Annotated in this window: 13 protein-coding genes; 2 read left to right on the top strand and 11 right to left on the bottom strand. The window is 58.7% G+C overall.

Annotated features, from left to right (window positions below; genetic code table 11):
• Positions 1-10 precede the first annotated feature (10 nt).
• On the bottom strand, positions 11-1,027 hold the full coding sequence (locus EXN68_RS11850) for an extracellular solute-binding protein (protein WP_142840972.1): 1,017 nt from the start codon (positions 1,025-1,027) through the stop codon (positions 11-13).
• A 153-nt stretch (positions 1,028-1,180) separates the two neighbouring features.
• A complete protein-coding gene (locus EXN68_RS11845) occupies positions 1,181-2,230 on the bottom strand; it encodes an ABC transporter ATP-binding protein (protein ID WP_142840971.1) in 1,050 nt (349 codons plus the stop codon).
• A 356-nt stretch (positions 2,231-2,586) separates the two neighbouring features.
• Between EXN68_RS11845 and EXN68_RS11840 the strand changes: the two genes are divergently transcribed.
• Both EXN68_RS11840 and pgi read left to right on the top strand, forming a co-directional pair.
• On the top strand, positions 2,587-4,299 hold the full coding sequence (locus EXN68_RS11840; RefSeq protein WP_142840970.1) for a long-chain fatty acid--CoA ligase: 1,713 nt from the start codon (positions 2,587-2,589) through the stop codon (positions 4,297-4,299).
• A 141-nt stretch (positions 4,300-4,440) separates the two neighbouring features.
• A complete protein-coding gene (pgi, locus tag EXN68_RS11835; protein ID WP_142840969.1) occupies positions 4,441-6,066 on the top strand; it encodes a glucose-6-phosphate isomerase in 1,626 nt (541 codons plus the stop codon).
• Between the two features lie 64 nt (positions 6,067-6,130).
• On the opposite strand, the gene EXN68_RS11830 is transcribed toward pgi, so the two are convergent.
• The 9 genes from EXN68_RS11830 to EXN68_RS11790 form a co-directional block, all read right to left on the bottom strand.
• The gene (locus tag EXN68_RS11830; RefSeq protein WP_142840968.1) at positions 6,131-6,859 is read right to left on the bottom strand and encodes an esterase family protein; all 729 of its coding nucleotides are present in this window, start codon (positions 6,857-6,859) and stop codon (positions 6,131-6,133) included.
• Positions 6,856-7,821 carry an acetylxylan esterase gene (locus EXN68_RS11825; protein ID WP_142840967.1) on the bottom strand — a complete coding sequence of 322 codons (966 nt, stop codon included), beginning with the start codon at positions 7,819-7,821 and terminating at the stop codon, positions 6,856-6,858. Before EXN68_RS11825 ends, EXN68_RS11830 begins: the two co-directional genes overlap by 4 nt.
• Positions 7,822-7,945: 124 nt before the next feature.
• Positions 7,946-8,872 carry a carbohydrate kinase family protein gene (locus tag EXN68_RS11820; RefSeq protein ID WP_110755598.1) on the bottom strand — a complete coding sequence of 309 codons (927 nt, stop codon included), beginning with the start codon at positions 8,870-8,872 and terminating at the stop codon, positions 7,946-7,948.
• A gap of 98 nt (positions 8,873-8,970) precedes the next feature.
• Complete coding sequence (locus tag EXN68_RS11815; RefSeq protein WP_006310650.1) at positions 8,971-9,669, bottom strand: orotate phosphoribosyltransferase; 699 nt, start codon at positions 9,667-9,669, stop codon at positions 8,971-8,973.
• A gap of 172 nt (positions 9,670-9,841) precedes the next feature.
• Positions 9,842-10,879: a dihydroorotase gene (gene pyrC, locus EXN68_RS11810; protein ID WP_142840966.1), complete on the bottom strand. Its 1,038-nt coding sequence runs from the start codon at positions 10,877-10,879 to the stop codon at positions 9,842-9,844.
• Between the two features lie 112 nt (positions 10,880-10,991).
• Positions 10,992-12,029, bottom strand: coding sequence for a 4-hydroxyproline epimerase (locus EXN68_RS11805; RefSeq protein ID WP_142840965.1), 1,038 nt, complete (start codon positions 12,027-12,029; stop codon positions 10,992-10,994).
• A gap of 127 nt (positions 12,030-12,156) precedes the next feature.
• Positions 12,157-13,479 carry an alpha/beta hydrolase gene (locus EXN68_RS11800; RefSeq protein WP_142840964.1) on the bottom strand — a complete coding sequence of 441 codons (1,323 nt, stop codon included), beginning with the start codon at positions 13,477-13,479 and terminating at the stop codon, positions 12,157-12,159.
• A 191-nt stretch (positions 13,480-13,670) separates the two neighbouring features.
• Entirely contained in the window at positions 13,671-15,164 is a 1,494-nt protein-coding gene (locus EXN68_RS11795) for an acetyl-CoA hydrolase/transferase family protein (RefSeq protein WP_142840963.1), read from the bottom strand.
• 297 nt (positions 15,165-15,461) lie between these two features.
• Positions 15,462-16,262, bottom strand: a complete 801-nt coding sequence (locus EXN68_RS11790) for a phosphodiesterase (protein WP_142840962.1) — start codon at positions 16,260-16,262, stop codon at positions 15,462-15,464.
• Positions 16,263-16,288: the final 26 nt, after the last annotated feature.

Here is a 16,288-nt window from a genome sequence, read left to right as displayed (position 1 = left end):
CAATTGGCCTTTACTTGTCGAAACCGACCTTGTCGACCAGTTCGCTCGCCTGCTTGCGATGCGACACGATCTCCGTCAGCGGCTTGTTGTCGATCTTCAGATCGCCGAAGGAAGCGACGATCTCGTTGAGGCCCGCGCCCTGCTTGACCGGATATTCGTAGTTGGCTTCAGCATAGATCTTCTGGGCTTCGTCAGAAACGAGATATTCCAGAAGCTTGACGGCTTCAGCCTTGTTCGGCGCATTCTTGGCAACGGCCGCACCGGTGATGTTGACCTGCGTACCGCCATTCTTGAAGGTCGGCAGAACCACCTTGATGGCGTCGCCCCACTTGACCTGCTCTTCGCCGCCCTTGCCCGAGCGCATCAGACCGACATAGTAGGAATTGGCGATACCGATATCGCAAATGCCGCCGAGGATGTCCTTGGCAACGTCACGGTCGCCGCCGCCAGCCTTACGGGCCAGGTTTTCCTTGACGCCGGCAAGCCACTTTTCAGTGTCGGCCGCACCATAATGGGCGATGTAATCGGCAAACAGCGCCGTGTTGTAGGGGTGCTGGCCAGCGCGAATGCAGACCTTGCCCTTCCACTTGGCATCCGCCAGATCTTCATAGTTGAAGGAAGCAAGGTCGAGATCCTTCGCCGCATAAAGAACGCGGGCGCGCATGGAAAGCGCAAACCAGTGACCCTTGGCATCACGAAGTTCAGCCGGGACTGCCTTGGTCAGGGTTTCGGACTCAACCGCCTGGGTAACGCCCTTTTCGGCGAGATCAACGAGGTTGCCGGCATCCACGGTCATCAGGACGTCGGCAGGTGAGCTTGCGCCCTCGCTCAGAACGCGCTCAGCCAGACCGTCCTTCAGGAATACGGTGTTGACCTTGACGCCGCTCGACGCGGTGAAGGATTCCAGCAGGGGCTGGATCAGGCCCGGCTCTCTGGTGGTGTAGATATTGAGTTCTGCGGCGCTGGCTGATCCGGCTGCAAAAGCAACCGTGCTGGCGAGCAGAGCAAATCTGGTAAATTTCGTCATGGTCGTCTCCCTCTTCGATGGCGGCAATATAGAGGCAGCAGACATCATACCTGATGGATCAAATCAAGTTTTATTTCGCTGTTTTTCGATGAGTTTGATCACCAAGAGTTGAAAATGATGCGGAAATTTACATGCAAATCCGCTCATTCAACTTCAAGTAAATATCAGAACACCCTTGGGGTCGATACCGAAACGCACCGCCTTGGTCTTGGCGGGTGTGCGTTGCATCGTCCGGACACGCAAATCTCCCGGCAACCCCGGCACGGCAATACCGAGCTGTTCGATCTCACCGAGGAAAACCCGGCTCAATATTTCGCCGGCTATCCCGTCCTTCGCTGCATTGTCCTCGATAATCGAAATCGCGTTGGGTCGAACATAGGCAACGGCTGCAAGGCCATCGGGCAGATCGGATGCATCACCCAGCAGCCCGAGCGGCGTTTCGACGCGCCCCTGTTTTACCCGGCCCTCGATCTTGTTGAAGGCGCAGAAAAAATCGGCGGCATAGCGGGTTTTGGGGTTATCGTGGATTTCATAACCCGTGCCGCACTGCACGATACGCCCGCGCTGCATCAGAACCACGCGGTCGCCTGCGGACAACGCCTCTTCCGGATCATGGGTGACCATGATTGCCGTGGTGCCCAATTGCCGCAGAAGACCAAGCGTCTCCTCACGGACATTGTCGCGCAAACCCCTGTCCAGATTGGAGAAAGGCTCATCCATCAATAACAGGCCGGGCTGCGGGGCGAGCGCACGGGCAAGCGCCACACGCTGCTGTTCACCGCCCGAAAGCGTATGCGGATAGCGTTTGGCCAGATCCTGCAGATGCACGTGCTCGATCATCTCTTCCGCACGGCGGCGGGCGTCTGCCTTAGGCAGGGTTCTGAGACCGAACATGACATTCTGTTCGACTGTGAGATGCGGGAACAGCGCATAATCCTGAAAGACAAAACCGATATTGCGCTTTTCCGGCTCAACGAAAACAGCCGAATCGGCAACGGTCGAACCATTAAGGGAAACGCTGCCGTGGTCCGGCGTCTCAACGCCCGCAACGATGCGCAGCAGGGTCGATTTTCCACAGCCCGACCGTCCAACCAGACAAATAATTTCGCCGCGTTCGACGGACAGGTCGATATCGGACAAAACATCCGTATCACCGAATCTTTTCCCAACCGATTTCAGTTCAAGCGCTGCGCTGCCTGCCATTTCCAATCCTGCCCTGCTTTGCGAATTATGTTGATCGCTCAAATCAGGATTAAAGTCAAAAAATCGCACATAACTCCGTTTCATTCACGAGGACGCGAGATGTGCGACAGCAATATTGACGTTTACGTTAGAGTTAAATAGGCTTTACCCATACGATGGACGTCAGGGGATTCCGCGTCTATCATTCGTCACCGGGGAGCGGGAGGAGCGGTCGATCCGGTGGCGCACATGTGGTTCCTTCTATCTCGCCGATATGCCGGCTGGTTGCAGGAGCTTCATGATCATCACGAAGCCTAAAGCGCCCTTGATGCATTCCACCGAATGCACGGCGCGAAAAAGACTCTGGGAGGAGAAGCATGAGTGAATTGTCCCTGGGACAGCCGGAAAATGTCAGCGTAGAAAAGCGTTGGCTGTCGTCCTATCCGCCGGGCGTCCCTTCCGAAATCCCCGTATCGGCCAACGCCTCGCTTGTAGATCTTCTTGAAAAGAGCTGCGTGCAATTTGCCGACCGCAAAGCCTTTTCCAGCATGGGCAAGTCGCTGACCTACCGGCAGCTGGACGCTCAAACCCGCGCCGTGGCCGCATGGCTGCAATCCAGAGGACTGGAAAAGGGTGACCGGGTTGCGGTGATGATGCCGAACATCCTGCAAAATCCCGTCGCGGTTTATGGGATCCTGCGGGCAGGCATGATCGTGGTCAACGTCAATCCGCTCTACACGCCGCGCGAACTGGAACACCAGCTGAAGGACTCCGGCGCAAAGGCGCTGTTCGTGCTGGAAAACTTCGCCCATGTGGCGCAGCAGGCGGTGCCGAAAACCGCCGTGCGGCATGTCGTCGTCGCAACCATGGGCGATCTCCTCGGCTTCAAGGGACATATCGTCAATCTTGTCGTTCGCAAGGTGAAGAAGCTTGTGCCCGCCTATGCGATCCCCGGCTCGATCAGCTTCAATGCGGTGCTGAAGGAAGGCCAGGGATTTTCCCTGAAGTCCGTCGGCCTCACGGCTCAGGATATCGCCTTCCTGCAATATACCGGCGGCACGACGGGCGTCTCCAAAGGCGCGATCCTTACCCACGCCAATCTTCTGGCCAACAAGGCGCAGATCAGCCTGTGGCTGGACGCCGCCTTCAGCAGCCGCAAGGATCGCCCCGAAGTTCTCAACTTCATCTGCGCGCTGCCGCTCTGCCACATTTTTGCGTTGACGGTGAATTCGCTGATGGGCATTGCGCTCGGTGGCCACAATCTTCTGATCGCCAACCCGCGCGATATTCCCGGCTTCGTCAAGGAACTGTCGCATTATCAGCCGCATGTGTTCCCCGGCATCAACACGCTTTTCAACGCGCTGATGAACAATGAGGATTTCCGCAAGCTCGACCTTTCGTCGCTCATCCTCGTTCTTGGTGGCGGCATGGCCGTGCAAAGACCGGTCGCGGAACGCTGGCTTTCCGTGGTGGGCTGCCCGATTGCGGAAGGCTACGGTCTCTCTGAAACATCGCCGGTGGCGACGGTCAATCGCCTCGATTCCCAGGAATTCAGCGGCACCATCGGCCTGCCGCTTTCATCGACGGAGATCGACATTCGCGACGATGATGGCAACAGCTTGCCTGTGGGTGAAGTTGGCGAGATTTGCATCCGCGGCCCGCAGGTCATGGCCGGTTATTGGCAACGACCGGATGAAACCGCAAAAGCCATGACCGCCGACGGCTTCTTCCGCTCCGGCGACATGGGTTTCATGGACGAGCGCGGTTACACCAAGATCGTCGACCGCAAGAAGGACATGATCCTCGTCTCCGGTTTCAACGTCTATCCAAACGAGGTGGAAGAAGTGGCCGCCAGCCATCCCGGCGTGCTGGAATGCGCCGCAATCGGTGTTCCGGACGAACATTCTGGCGAAACCGTCAAACTTTTCGTCGTCAAGAAAGATCAGTCCCTGACGGAAGCCGAACTCAAGGCCTTCTGCGCCAAGAACCTGACAAACTACAAACGGCCGAAGATCATCGAGTTCCGCACCGAGCTGCCGAAATCCAATGTCGGCAAGATTTTGCGGCGCGAATTGCGCAATCTGAACTGAGCACTTGAAGCGAATGACGAGAGCCGGGCGACCGGCTCTTTTCTTTTCTGCCTGCCCTTTTCTTTTATCAAAGTCGCCTTGATTTGGCCGTGCGAAAAAGAATAGTTTCCTCATCCTTCCACGGAAGCCGAGGAGCACATGATGCAGGCCACCATCGAAAAACTCAAAGCAACGGCAAGCAGCACAGCCGCAACCGATCTTCGCGCCGCGTTTGCGGCCGACGACAAGAGATTCAGCCGTTTCAGCGTAAAATTCGATGACCTGCTGATGGATTACTCCAAATGCGCCGTCAACGAGGAGATCGTGACGCTTCTCGAACAGCTGGCGCGCGAAGGTGGCGTCGAGGCCAAGCGCGAGGAGATGTTCTCCGGCAAGGCAATCAACTTCACCGAAGACCGCGCCGTGCTGCATACCGCGCTGCGCAATCGTTCAAACACCCCCGTTCTTGTGGACGGCAAGGATGTGATGCCTGACGTGAACGGCGTTCTCGCCGCCATGGGCAAGTTTGCCGATGCGATCCGTTCCGGCTCCCTGAAAGGTGCGACCGGCAAGAAGATCACCGACGTCGTGAACATCGGCATTGGCGGCTCCGATCTCGGCCCCGTCATGGCGACGCTCGCACTCGCACCTTTCCATGATGGTCCGCGGGCGCATTTCGTTTCCAATATCGACGGCGCACATATTGCCGATACCCTAAAGCTTCTCGACCCGGAAACCTCGCTCTTCATCATCGCGTCGAAGACCTTCACCACCATCGAAACGATGACGAATGCCGCCACCGCGCGCCGCTTCATCGCCGAGAAGCTGGGTGAAGACGCCGTAAAGCATCACTTCGCCGCCGTTTCCACCGCATTGGACAAGGTCGCCGCCTTCGGCATCGAAAGCGACCGCATCTTCGGTTTCTGGGACTGGGTGGGTGGTCGTTATTCGATCTGGTCCGCGATCGGCCTGCCGCTGATGATCGCCATCGGGCCGGATAATTTCGGCAAATTCCTGGATGGCGCGCATGCGATGGACAGGCATTTCCGCGAGGCGCCAATCCGCGAAAACCTGCCGATGCTGCTCGGCCTCATCGGCTTTTATAACCGTAACGTGCTGAATTATCCGACGCGGGCAATCCTGCCCTATGACCAGCGGCTGTCGCGCTTCCCCGCCTATCTGCAGCAGCTCGACATGGAATCGAACGGCAAGGGCGTGACCATCGACGGCACGCCCGTCGAAGGCCAGTCCGGCCCTGTTGTCTGGGGTGAACCCGGCACCAACGGCCAGCACGCCTTCTACCAGCTGATCCATCAGGGCACGAGCGTCATTCCGGCGGAATTCATGATCGCCGCCAACGGTTTTGAGCCCGAACTGCGCCATCAGCACCAGCTCCTCATCGCCAATTGCCTGGCGCAATCGGAAGCGCTGATGAAGGGACGCACGCTGGCCGAGGCAAAAGCCCAGCTTACCTCCAAGGGCATGGAAGACAAACTCGCGGATTTCATCGCACCGCACCGCGTCTTCACTGGCAACCGCCCATCGATCACCTTCGTCTACGACAAGCTGACACCATTTGCGCTTGGCCGCCTGATCGCGCTTTACGAGCACCGCGTGTTTGTGGAAGGCGTATTGTTCCGCATCAATTCCTTCGACCAGTGGGGCGTGGAGCTTGGCAAGGAACTGGCAACCGGCCTGCTGCCGGTCGTGGAAGGCAAGGAAAGCGCTGCCGGCCATGACAGCTCGACGCAGGGCCTGGTGAAGGCGCTGGCCGGCCTGGCGGGGTAAAATCTCCGCACCTCGATCTCAAGAAAGCCGGAAGAACGCTTCCGGCTTTTTTAATGCAGCGACCTCAAATATAAAGCGCCGCCATCTTGCGCCATGCACCTGCCCGATGCGCGCGGCCGTCCCAGACATGCATTTGATGGCCTACCTGCTTGTCGGAAAGAACCCGGCTCAGATGATGGTTGTTATTGAGAAACGGGTCTGCATCGCCGATGGTGAAAACCATGTCGATGCGGCGCAGGTGTTCGAGCCGCTGCGGGCAGGTAAGCCCCGGCAGGAAATGGCTTGGCATGTGGAAATAGACGTCATCATCGTAGTAGCCATCGAACAGATCGCCGAAGGATTCCACCTTCATTGTCAGGTCATAACGGCCGGAAAAGGCGACGAGTTTGCGAAACAGATGCGGGTGGCGAAAAACGAGGCTGGCGGCCTGAAACGCACCGAGGCTGCACCCATGAACGATGGTATCGGTATGGGAATTTTTCTCGGCCATCAGCGGCAGTACCTCGCTGAGAATATAGTTCTCGAAGGCTGAATGGCGGCGGATACGGTCAGCCGGGTGATGATGGGCCGCATAAAAGGTCTCTGTCGCCAGCCCCTCAATGCAATAAAGCTGGAGATGACCTGCCTCCAGCTTATCGGCCAGACTACCGACAAGCCCCAGTTCTTCATACTCGAAGAAGCGCCCGTCCCGGGTGGGAAACATCAGCACCTTGGCGCCGGCATGACCGAATATCAGGAGCTCCATGTCGCGATGGAGCCTGTGACTAAACCAACGGAGATATTCGCGTTTCATGGCACCTTGAAAAACCGTCTGACCTTGTCCTTATGGACCGCATCTTGCGATGCGCTGTCAGGGTAATCGAAATGCCCGGCGTCGAGGATGAAGATTTCATTAAATTTTGAGTGCGGCAACGCATTGGCCACTGCGAACTGGCAGGGAGGCGCCACAGATGGATCGAAAAGCGCCGGCGCAACCAGCATCGGCACTTTTATGCGGGCGGCGGCACAGGCGGCATCGAAGAAACGCAAGGTTTCGAGCACATTCGGATGCGCCTTCTGGTATGACTGAACCGAATTCGCACTGCCAACGGTGGGTAATGTCAGCCAGAACGGCCTATGCCCGAATGTCGGAACCACCAGATGACCACGGTCAATGCGCTCATCAAACGGTATCGCCAGGGCGCCGATGCCACCGCCGAAACTGATGCCGCTATACCCCACCTGCCCTTCCAGCCAGGGGTAAAGGGTCACAAGCGTCGAAACGGCGACCCACAGATCATCCACGCAGCCGCCGATGATGTAATCGTCTTTCCTGTCGATATTGTAGAGAACATGAAGCGCTGATTCCGAAGAAATCGGCGGGCAGGCGCTTAACGAGATACCGCGAAAACAGAGAAACAGGACTGCCGTTTCTTCCACCGGCACTTCGAAATCAGGCTCGGAGCGCCCACCATAACCATGGCCGACGACGAGGCCGCGGCGCACCTGGCCTTCGCGCGGAAGAAGCATCCACCCGCCAATGCGGAAGCCGCCGGTGGAGGTGTAGCTGATATCGAGGACATGCCAGCGCGGATGGCTGAGCCTGCTCTTGCGCAGCACCGGCCGAGGATCCGTGGCGAGCGCGCGACGATAGCGCTTTTGCCAGAAATCATCGAAGCCCGGCGGCGCTTCAGGCGGGGTGATGGCCAGCAACTGCTCGCGCTGCATGCCATAGGTCGGATCGAAATCAAAAGGATGGGTCTTCGGAACACTCATGCGATGCTTGTTTCGCGAAAAAACAGCTGACACAAGCGTGATAATATCGAAATACCGGTTTTTTGCGGCTTTAGCACCGGGGAGAGCGCTGAACCATCTTTTCAAAATGGTTCAACCGCGCGCATCAAAGGCCGATTTCATGCGCAAATGGTGGATTCGCGCCAGCGCGTGAGACGGTGACTGCCGCCGCCTTCGCGCCCAGCGCCAAGGCCTTTCTGATCTGCTCTTCCGTCAGCGCGGCAACCTGCGCCTTTGTGAGGATGCCCTGCATTTTAAGCGAAGCGAGAATGCCGGCGTCAAAAGTGTCGCCCGCGCCGACGGTGTCGACGACTTCGACCCGCTCGGAGGCCACTTCCACCTTGAGATTGGCGGTATAACCCACAGCGCCCTTGGCGCCGCGGGTGACGACCACCAGTTTCGCGCCATGATGCAGCCAGTGGCGGGCGAGCGTATCCTCATCGCCTTCCAGACCGAACCAGGCAAGGTCCTCATCCGAGAACTTGACGATATCCGACATGGCGGCCATGCGGCGGATGCGGGCCATGTGGGACTGCTTGTCCTTGATGAAACCGGGACGGATATTCGGATCGAGCGAGATGACACGGCTTTGATGCTCGCGCGTCATCAGCGCCTCATAGGTGCTGCCGCAGGGCTCGGGAATGAGGCTGATGGCACCGAAATGCAACGCTTCGCAATCGGCGCCCAGTGCTGGAAGCTCGGCCTCTGTGATCATCCGGCCAGCGGTGTTCTCGTCGTAAAAAGCGTAAGTCGCGTGGCCATCCACCAGCTTGACGAAGGCGATGGTCGTCGGCCGCGATAGCGTCGCGCAATAGCTGAAGTCCACCTTGCTGGCGCGCAGGGTTTCCCGCAGGATATCACCCATCATGTCATCGGAAAGACCGGTGAAAAAGGCAGAGGGGACGCCGAGACGCCCCAGCGCAATTGCCGTGTTGAAGACCGCTCCGCCTGCATAGGGGGCAAAACCCGCCTCGCCCAGCGTCGTCTGCCGGGGCAGCATGTCAATCAGGGCTTCACCACAACACAGGATCATTACGGTCCTCCTCAAAACAGCAAATCAAATGAACTTAAATCGATTTAGACGAAGATCGATCGGAAGGCCAGCCACAAGCCGGCTGGCCGCATCCGAAATTAAGATTGCGGCAATTCGCTGACGCCGCCATGCTTTGCAGACCAGGGCAGCGGGTTATCGAGGAAGGCTTCAACCCCCGACAGCGTCTTTTCATCGAACAGTTTTTCAGCCCGTGCGACCGCCAGAACATCGCGCCAGGTCGTCAGATAATGCAGCTTGACATTGCCATTGGCGAAGCGCGCTTCGGCCTCTTCGAAGATGCCGTAATAGAAGAGCGCGATGCCATGATCGACAATACCACCCGCCGCACGGATGGCGTCGATGAAGGTGAACATCGAACCGCCGGCCGTCGTCAGATCCTCGATGACGAGAACGCGGGCACCTTCCGGCATATGGCCTTCGATCTGGGCATTGCGGCCATGGCCTTTTGGCTTCTTGCGGCAATAGATCATCGGCAGGCCAAGGCGCTCGGCAAGGAAAGCGGCAAAGGGAATGCCCGCCGTTTCACCACCGGCGACACAGTCGAACTTCTCGAAGCCGGCCTCGCGCATGACAGCCGCCGCCGCGAAATCCATGGCCGCCGAGCGAATGCGCGGGAAGGAGATGAGCTTGCGCATGTCGATATAGACAGGGCTCTTCATGCCCGAAGCGAAGGTATAGGGGCTTTCGGAATTGAAGTGGACCGCCTTGATTTCCCACAACATCTTCGCAACCAGTTCCGCGACGACGGTGCGGTCAGTGAATGTGAAATGGTTCATAGGCGTTCTCCTTTTCGGCCTTGGTTTATCGCTCCGAAAACCCGGGTCGGTTTGCGGAAAGCACAACGTCTTAGTTCAGTGTTGCAGGCATCCTCAGGCGGCACCGGATTTGAGGGTGGATACCTGAAGACCATAACAAAACCGCCGGCAGTGCCGGCGGTCATTAAAAAAATCAGCTTACATCCCAGTGGAGCGGGAACATCGGGTCAAACACCGTCACCGGCCCGGCGCCGGTCTCGATCTTTTCGGGGAAGGAAACCGCTTCATCACGCTTGACCAGCGTGATCGTCTCTTCATTCGGTGCGAGACCATACCAGGCGGGACCATTGAGCGAGGCGAAGGCTTCCAGTTTGTCGAGGGCATTTTCATCCTCGAAGACATGGGCAAGGCAGCTCATGGTGTTGATGGAGGTATAGATACCGGCACAGCCGCAGGCGCATTCCTTGGCGGGATCAACGTGCGGGGCGGAATCCGTACCGAGGAAGAAGCGCGCATCACCCGAAGTCGCGGCAGCCCGCAGGGCCAGCCGGTGCTCTTCGCGCTTGGCGACGGGCAGGCAATAATAATGCGGCTTGATACCGCCGACCAGAATGGCATTGCGGTTGATGATGAGATGGTGGGTGGTGATGGAACCGGCCAGATTGGCCTTGGATGACTTGATGTAGTCCACGCCGTCACGGGTGGTGATGTGCTCCATCGTCACCTTCAGTTCCGGCAGGCGCTGGCGCAGCGGTTCCAGAACCGTATCGATGAAAACCTTCTCGCGGTCGAAAATATCGACCTCTGGCGTCGTCACCTCGCCATGCACGCAGAGCGGCAGGCCAATCTTCGCCATGCGCTCCAGCACCGGCATCGCTCTGTTGAAATCGCGCACGCCGCCGTGGGAATTGGTGGTCGCACCCGCCGGATAGAGCTTTACGGCGGTGATGAGGCCGCTTTTTTTACCCTCTTCCACGTCGTCGGCAACAGTATCCTCAGTGAGGTACAGGGTCATCAGCGGCTCGAAGCGGTCACCCGCCGGGATCGCCTTGACGATGCGTTCGCGATAGGCGCGGGCATCGGCCGTGGTAACGACCGGCGGCACCAGATTCGGCATGATGATGGCACGGGCGAAATGACGGCTCGTATCCCCGATCACCCCTTCCAGCATGGCGCCATCACGAAGATGCAGGTGCCAGTCATCAGGGCGGCGCAGGGTGAGCGACTTCATCGGGATACCTCGGAGCATGATGGAATTGCGCCCGCTTAGCATCTTTTGTCGCGGGAAAACAGCCGCCAGAGGTCATCGGGCGGCTGTAAATGTCATTTTTTTGAAGCGTGTCTCAGATGTTGCCCGCTTCCGGACCCCAGACATCGGTCATGGCGAAACCATCCGCCAACGGGTCGAAAGGATCGAGACCCACCTGGTGCAGACCGAAGGTGAAGCCGCGCCCGGCAATGGTGGGAATGACGGCCGGACGACCCGCCACCTCGGTGACGGTGGAAAGGCCGATATCGAATTCCGAACCGATGATTGAGCGGGATTTATATTCGTCGCCCACTTTCACCTTGCCGCGCGCATAAAGCGTGGCGAGATTGGCGGAATTGCCGGTGCCACAGGGGGAGCGATCCGCCCTGCCCGGCCACATGGTGGTGCAGGTGCGGATGGAGCCATCGGCATCCACATCGCGGAACATGACATAGGCGACGCCTGATATGGCGGGGATTTCCGGATGAACGACCGTCATTTCACGGTTGACGAGGTCTTTCAGGGTCATGCCAGCGGCAACGAGTTTCGCGGCATTGGCCTTCTCGATGGTGAGACCGATCTGGCGAACATCAACGAGTGCGTAAAAAATGCCGCCGTAGGAAATGTCCATCGTCACTTTGCCCCATTCGGGCGTGTCGATGCTGACATCCAGCTCATGCACGAAGGACGGCACCATGGTCAGCTTGACCTTTTCGCAGCGCCCGTCATGGCAGGTGGCCGTCGCTTTGACGAGGCCGGCGGCCGTTTCCAGAATAATGACGGTTTCCGGTTCCTGCATCTCCACCATGCCGCTTTCCAGCAGTGCCGTGGTGGCACAGATGGAATTGGAGCCGGAGCTGGCATGCGCCTGATCCGGCTGGAGAATGACGAAAGCGGCGTGCGCATCCGGATGCTTCGGCGGCAGGAGAAGATTGACCGACCCCATCGGCGTACCACGCGGTTCAAGCGTCAGGAAGCGGCGCAGCGCCTCCCCCTGCGGGTCCGTATTCATCCAGTGAAGCTGTTCAGCAACCGTGTTGCCTGGGATTTTCGGCGCGCCGCCGGTGACGACACGGCCGATTTCGCCTTCGCAATGGACATCGAGAAGCTGGAGGGTGCGTTTCCAACGCATGGGGTCTTACTCCGGAAGTTGGGTTGTTGGCCCAACCATACAGATAAAAATACAAGCTGTATACAAATCTGCGGGGCGTAATGATAAAAACGCTTGGCGTTTTCGCCACCCCCACACGCATTGTAGTTTAGCGGTTACGGCATTCCGCCCGGTTTCGATTGGCGGCGGCATCGCAGTTCACTCTCGAACCCTGAACCGCCTGATCATCCACCACAGAACCGGCCGTATCGCCCACCGATCCGACGGTATTCTCCATGGAGCGACCAAGGCGTTCCACCTGCCGGCCGTAATTTTCCCGCGTGCGCGGATCAAAGACTGCAATCGGTGCGCTGACCACCACGCTGGCCGCCGTTCCGACGGTTTGCGCAGCGCCGATGCTGACCGCGCCAAGCGCCTCACCCAGACCGACATCGGAATCCGTCACCGTCTGGCCAGCGATGAGGCGATCACCGATCAGGCGGACGACCTCGGGGCTTTCGGCAAATTTACCGTGGTTCAGGCGATCACCGGATTGCAGCTTGGTGAGATCGAGAACGGTGATGCCGGCTTTTTCCAGCTGGCTGCTATAAGGCTCGACGGATGGATCGATCTGGCCAAGGCGGTCGACATTGCCGGAGATGCGGCGCGACAGGCTGAGTGCGCGGTCATCCTGTGAAACGAAAAGGGTGAATTTCGGCGGCGTCTTGCCAAGACTTGCGAATTGCCGGCTGAAGACGTCCACATCGAGATCCGGCGCGGCAAGAATGACATTGCTGATCTTTGGATCGACCCGGCCGTTGCGGATCGCCATCTGGCGCAGCGCTTCCACCGCAAGCCAGGTACCCATGGAATGCGCCATGACCGTGACCTCGCCGATGGACTTGTCCTTGGCCAGACGCGTCAGCATCTCTTCAAGCGCATCGCGGGAATAGTTGGTGCTTTCCTTGTCGTAATTATAGTCGAAAATGCTTGCCCGCGACGGCCAGGTGAAGACGACGGGCACAACATCCGTGCCTGAATCATGGACGATCTGGGCGAAGCGATAAACGGATTCTTCGTAGCGATTGTTGAAACCATGCACGAAGACCAGCACGCGGCGGTCCTTCGCGATATGTTTACCGATCCAGCTTCTGGTTTCGGCTTCAGAACGAATAGGCTCCACCGCCACCGTGGTGAAATCCTTCAGCGGGTTCGGCGGCAGTTTTTTCGGCCATTGCACCTGTCCGACCTTGCGGTTGGCGGCAGGCGGAATGGAAATGGTGACTGCATCGACCTTCAAACCCGTTCCACGCTCACCGCCGAAAAGCACGGCGGTGTTTTCCGATGGCGCACGCGTGGTGGCAACCAGAAGATTGACCGGCGTCGTGCCAGCCACGGTCTGCCCCGTCGGCGTCATGACCCCGATAGGACGCCCACCGCAGCCTGCGAGCAGGGCGACAATCGCAATTACGGCCACGAAGCGAATGGGCATCACATCACTCTCCTACAACCCAGAGGCAGCCGGATAGCAGCCAGGGGGAGAGAATTTTCTACCGGAGGCGGAACTGCCGCGCCAGCAACCAAAGCGGAGCAGCGGACACTTTCCGCCCCGGTGTGTCCAAACAGACCCAATTGCCGGCTGGGAGGCCGGAGACTCGGCAGCCGGCAAGAGCGTGGGACCTGTTACTGCGGCAACATCGTTCCTCTTTCCCGAAGCGCATTATGCCAGGACAGCGCCTCTTCGATGAGATGTGGCGTGTGCCCGCCCCGTGCCGCCGCCCGCTGGAAATAATCCGTCAGCGCATCGCGATAGCTGGGATGCACGCAGTTTGCGATGATAACGGCCGCTCGCTCGCGCGGAGCGAGACCGCGCAGGTCAGCCAGCCCGGTTTCGGTGACGAGAATATCGACATCATGTTCGGTGTGGTCGACATGGCTGACCATCGGAACGACGCTGGAGATGGCCCCGCCCTTGGCGATCGACTTGGTGACGAAGATCGACATATAGGCGTTACGGGCGAAATCCCCCGAGCCGCCGATGCCGTTCATCATATGCGTTCCGCCGACATGGGTGGAATTGACGTTGCCGTAAATATCGAATTCCAGCGCCGTGTTGATGCCGATGATGCCGAGGCGGCGGATGACTTCCGGATGATTGCTGACTTCCTGCGGGCGAAGGATCAGCCGGCTCTTGTAGTCTGCCAGCCGCGGCATGACCCGTTCATTCATGGCGGAGGAGAGCGTAATCGACGAACCGGAGGCGAAGGTGAGCTTGCCCGCATCGAAAAGCTCGAAGGTCGAATCCTGCAGGACTTCCGAATACATTTTGAGATCATGAAACGGCGTATCGATGAAACCATGCATCACCGCATTGGCGATGGTGCCGATGCCGGCCTGGAGTGGCTGGAGTTCGTGGGTCATGCGGCCATGACGAACCTCGTTCAGCAGGAATTCGGTGAGATGGCCGGCAATCGCCTTGGTTTCGTCATCCGGCGGCAGCACCGTCGAAAAGCTGTCGCTCTTATCGCTCAGCACGATGGCGGCGATCTTTTCCGGCGGGACCGGAATGAATGGCAGGCCGACACGGCTGTCCGTCGCCACGACAGGAATGGGCATGCGGGTCGGGCGTTTGGCGGGAATGAAGATGTCGTGCAGCCCCTCCAGCACTTCGGGCTGCGACAGGTTGATCTCAACGATGACCTTATCGGCCAGAATGGCGAAGCTTGCGGAATTGCCGACCGAGGTGGTGGGGACGATGCCGCCTTCCGCCGTGATTGCCACGGCCTCGACAATGGCAACATCGACGCCGTGGATCTGACCGCCGCGCAACTGCTCCACCGTTTCGGAAAGATGCTGATCGATGAACATCACCTTGCCGTCGTTGATTGCCTTGCGCAAAGCAGGATCGGACTGGAACGGCATGCGCCGCGCCAGCATGCCGGCCTCGACCATGGTCTTGTCGAGATCGTTGCCGAGGGAAGCGCCGGTCATCAGGGTGATTTTCATGGGATGCGACTTGGCGCGCTCGGCCAGCGCCAGCGGCACGGCCTTGGCTTCACCAGCGCGCGTAAAACCGCTCATGCCGACAGTCATGCCATCCTGAATGAGACTGGCGGCCTCTTCAGCGCTGACGATCCGGTTCAAGAGGGACGCGTTGCGGATACGCTTTTCAAGCATGCACTTCTCCATGATCTACACTCACGATGGCACGTCATCAAGCTGGCCACCTCTTGGGCGACTATGGCGTGCAGTTTCATCGATGAAACTGACATAGATCAAGGGTGCGGCCGGGACTATGGCCTTAGCCCATCAAATCTTGCGCAACAAACCGCAAGTGGTGCATCGACGCTACAGGCTGCGGGGTCTTCGCGACCTCGCAGCCTCGCCAATCGGCGAGCCTTCCGCAGCATCGTATCGGCGGCGAAACAGGATGAGGCGGGCGACCGCCCGTCCTATCGCCAAAATCACCCGCGATCAGGGGCCTTCGCAGATGGGGGCCTGACCAAGCACAACCTGCCCCACTTCGGCATCATAGGCGCGCAGACCGAATGCACCCATTGTGATGACCCGGTAACAGGGGTTGCCACCCGTCCACAGCGGATCGAGAACATCGATATCGGTGATGAAACGATGCGCGCAGGCCTGACCGGAGCTGTAGGCTATGCCTTCGGCCGTCGTGCCGGCCATAGGCACATGGATATGGCCAAAAATGATATGACGCACACCGGCCGGGTGGGCCGCGAGGCGGCGCATGATGGCGCCATCATCATGCATGCCAATATGTTCGAAATGGCGGATACCGCAATCCATCGGTGGGTGGTGGATGAACACCGTCACCGGTAGATCGCCCGCGCTTTCCAGTGCACTCTCCAGCCATGCCAGGCGATCCGCGCCATACCTGCCGCCGATGACATCGGCTTCGTGGCTGTCTAGAAACAGCAGCCGGCCGAAGTCCGTATCGACAAAGGACTGGATATAGCCATTATCGTCGCGCGGCTGTTCCGGGAAAGCTGCCACGAATTCCGGACGCCGGTCGTGGTTGCCAAGCATCAGTCGTACGGGCACGGAGACGGGCGCGAGAATATCGCGCAGCAGTTCATAGGCTTCCGGTTCGCCGTAGTTGCAGAGATCGCCTGTCATGACAAGAAGATCGGCGTCGGCATGTTTTTCGACAATATCGGCCACCGCCGCGCGCAGCTGCTTTTCCGGATTGACGCCGTTTACAGCGATGCCGGGGGGGACGAGATGGGTGTCGGTGATCTGGATGATCTTCATAACAGGTCTTTCTGCACAAAATGGCT

Origin of the sequence: Martinezella rhizogenes (genome assembly GCF_007002745.1) — a bacterium.
GTDB classification, from domain to species: domain Bacteria; phylum Pseudomonadota; class Alphaproteobacteria; order Rhizobiales; family Rhizobiaceae; genus Agrobacterium; species Agrobacterium cucumeris.
Note: the sequence above shows the minus strand (reverse complement) of the source record. Positions and strands in the feature narration are given on the sequence as shown.

Coding starts and splice junctions, on each gene's coding strand:
- EXN68_RS11850 (WP_142840972.1), bottom strand. CDS start 1,027: ATGACGAAATTTACCAGATTTGCTCTGCTCGCCAGCACGGTTGCTTTT.
- EXN68_RS11845 (WP_142840971.1), bottom strand. CDS start 2,230: ATGGCAGGCAGCGCAGCGCTTGAACTGAAATCGGTTGGGAAAAGATTC.
- EXN68_RS11840 (WP_142840970.1), top strand. CDS start 2,587: ATGAGTGAATTGTCCCTGGGACAGCCGGAAAATGTCAGCGTAGAAAAG.
- pgi (WP_142840969.1), top strand. CDS start 4,441: ATGCAGGCCACCATCGAAAAACTCAAAGCAACGGCAAGCAGCACAGCC.
- EXN68_RS11830 (WP_142840968.1), bottom strand. CDS start 6,859: ATGAAACGCGAATATCTCCGTTGGTTTAGTCACAGGCTCCATCGCGAC.
- EXN68_RS11825 (WP_142840967.1), bottom strand. CDS start 7,821: ATGAGTGTTCCGAAGACCCATCCTTTTGATTTCGATCCGACCTATGGC.
- EXN68_RS11820 (WP_110755598.1), bottom strand. CDS start 8,872: ATGATCCTGTGTTGTGGTGAAGCCCTGATTGACATGCTGCCCCGGCAG.
- EXN68_RS11815 (WP_006310650.1), bottom strand. CDS start 9,669: ATGAACCATTTCACATTCACTGACCGCACCGTCGTCGCGGAACTGGTT.
- pyrC (WP_142840966.1), bottom strand. CDS start 10,879: ATGAAGTCGCTCACCCTGCGCCGCCCTGATGACTGGCACCTGCATCTT.
- EXN68_RS11805 (WP_142840965.1), bottom strand. CDS start 12,029: ATGCGTTGGAAACGCACCCTCCAGCTTCTCGATGTCCATTGCGAAGGC.
- EXN68_RS11800 (WP_142840964.1), bottom strand. CDS start 13,479: ATGCCCATTCGCTTCGTGGCCGTAATTGCGATTGTCGCCCTGCTCGCA.
- EXN68_RS11795 (WP_142840963.1), bottom strand. CDS start 15,164: ATGCTTGAAAAGCGTATCCGCAACGCGTCCCTCTTGAACCGGATCGTC.
- EXN68_RS11790 (WP_142840962.1), bottom strand. CDS start 16,262: ATGAAGATCATCCAGATCACCGACACCCATCTCGTCCCCCCCGGCATC.